Raw genomic sequence first — 2,054 nt, forward strand, 5'->3', positions numbered from 1 at the left:
TCATGGCCAGGGGCAGCATGCCGGACCCGCCGACGCCGCAGAAGAAATAGTCTTTGTTCATCGGCTTGATTTTGACGCGCGAAACCGGGGAATGTCCGGCGGCCTGACTAGCACGGGCGACGCCGGAGGCCAGCCCCATCCCTATGTCCGCTCCCTTCAAGATCGGCGTCGTCAACGCCAGCTCGCGTCTGGACCCCGAACGCGGCGCGGCCATCCAGGCCTGGATGGATCAGGCCTATCCGGGCGGCGAGGTCCAGCTGGTCTTCCATCCGATGGCGTTCGAGACGCACGGCCATTTCGGCGGCGACGACGCCGCCCGCGCCGCCGCCTTCGTCGAGTTCGCCAATGATCCGCGCCTGAACGCCATCTGGTTCGCGCGCGGCGGCTACGGCTCGTGCCGCATCGCCGAGGCGGTCCTGCCGCAACTGACCGACGTGGCGCGCAAGAAACGCTACCTCGGCTACTCCGACGCGGGCAGCCTTCTGGCCCTGCTCTACAAGGCGGGCTTTGCCCACCTGGCCCACGGCCCCATGGCCTCGGACGGGGCGCGCCACGACGCGACGGGACGCCGCGCGGTGGACTGGCTGGTCAGCGGCGACCGCGCCTCGCTGGAGCCGTCCCTGCTGGACGACCCGCGCCCGGCGGTCGCCTTCAATCTGACCATTCTCAACGAACTGGTCGGCACGGCGCTGGAGCCGGACCTGAGCGGCCACGTCGTCATGCTGGAGGAGGTGTCCGAGGCCCTCTACCGCGTCGATCGGATGATGTTCCACCTGACGGGCCAGGCCTCGATCCGCCGCGCGGCGGGCATCCGCCTGGGCCGGGTCTCGGACGTCACGCCCAATGATCCCGACTTCGGTCTGACGGCGGAGGAGATCGTCCGCTACTGGTGCGAGCGATCGGGCATCCCCTATCTGGGCGCCGCCGACATCGGCCACGACCCGGACAACAAGGTGGTGCCGTTCGGGGCGATGCGCTGACCTCGCCTATCCTCCCCTGCGCAGCGGGGGAGGGGGCCATGCGCAGCATGGTGGAGGGGGCGAGCTTCAGCCCTTGAACGTCAAACCCTCGGGCCGGGCCTCGAAGCCGGACAGGCGGCCCAGATAGCTCATGCCCAGCAGGGAGGCGGGCATGTCGGCGTCCACCACCAGGGCCTCGACCGAGGTCAGCCGCACCCCGGCCACCGCCAGCGACGGCAGGACCACGGGCGCCGCCTTCACCGGACCGGAGGCGGTGTTCAAGGTGCGGGTGAAGTCCTTGGCGCCGACGCTGACGCCGGCCTTTTCCGCGTCGGCGCGGCTCAGGGTCACGACGCTGGCGCCGGTGTCGACCAGCATCCGCATCGGCTTTCCGTCCACGACCGCCTCGGCCCAGTAGTGGCCGTCGGCCGAGCGCGCGACCGAAGGGGCGGCGATCGCGGCCTGGGCCTCGCCCGCCCCGTCGATCCAGCGCAGGGCGCCGGCGCAGGCCAGCGACGTGGCCAGGGCGGCGGCGAAGACGACAGCAGAGCGCGGGTCGATACGGATCATGACCCTAATCTGCCGCAAGGGTCTTGGCGTCGGGTGAAGCGATACGGCGAACGAAAGGTTTATGGGGGAACGGCGTTACCCGCCCAGCAGCCTGGGGTCGATCTTGCCCCGCCGCCCGTTCAGTTCGCTCGTGATCTTCGCCCGCTCCGCGTCGCTCATCCGGCTCCAGGCGGCGATCTCGGGCAGGGTGCGAAAGCAGCCCAGGCAGAGCCCCGACGCCCCGTCCACGGTGCAGACCATGACGCAGGGCGTGGCGACGGCGCGCGGCGGAAGGGCGGGAGACGGGGCTGGCGGCTGGCTCATGATTTTATGACGACGACACTACAAAAAGTCCGACTTCGGACCAAAATCTTGACTTTTTAGCCAAGCGGAGCTATCTAGGCGGCTGACGCGAAACGACTATGACGGTGAGATTCCCGAAAAGCACGACGCGTCTTCTTTCATCGTTCAGCGAAAGGAGACGCCAAAAATGAACGACAAGGAGCGCAACCTCCAGCACGCCATGATGTCCTTCGCCCTCTGGGG

The 2,054-nt window shown here is 68.5% G+C and carries 3 protein-coding genes; 1 reads left to right on the top strand and 2 read right to left on the bottom strand.

Going from position 1 to position 2,054, the window contains the following annotated elements:
- Positions 1–143: 143 nt before the first annotated feature.
- Positions 144–980, top strand: coding sequence for an LD-carboxypeptidase (locus tag VGE49_RS13050; RefSeq protein WP_331034973.1), 837 nt, complete (start codon positions 144–146; stop codon positions 978–980).
- 66 nt (positions 981–1,046) lie between these two features.
- Here the strand turns inward: VGE49_RS13050 and VGE49_RS13055 are convergent, their stop codons facing one another.
- Positions 1,047–1,529, bottom strand: a complete 483-nt coding sequence (locus tag VGE49_RS13055; protein ID WP_331034974.1) for a retropepsin-like aspartic protease family protein — start codon at positions 1,527–1,529, stop codon at positions 1,047–1,049.
- A gap of 75 nt (positions 1,530–1,604) precedes the next feature.
- Positions 1,605–1,832 carry a DUF1289 domain-containing protein gene (locus VGE49_RS13060; RefSeq protein ID WP_331034975.1) on the bottom strand — a complete coding sequence of 76 codons (228 nt, stop codon included), beginning with the start codon at positions 1,830–1,832 and terminating at the stop codon, positions 1,605–1,607.
- Positions 1,833–2,054: the final 222 nt, after the last annotated feature.

This window comes from Brevundimonas sp. (genome assembly GCF_036405315.1).
Classification (GTDB): Bacteria; Pseudomonadota; Alphaproteobacteria; order Caulobacterales; family Caulobacteraceae; genus Brevundimonas.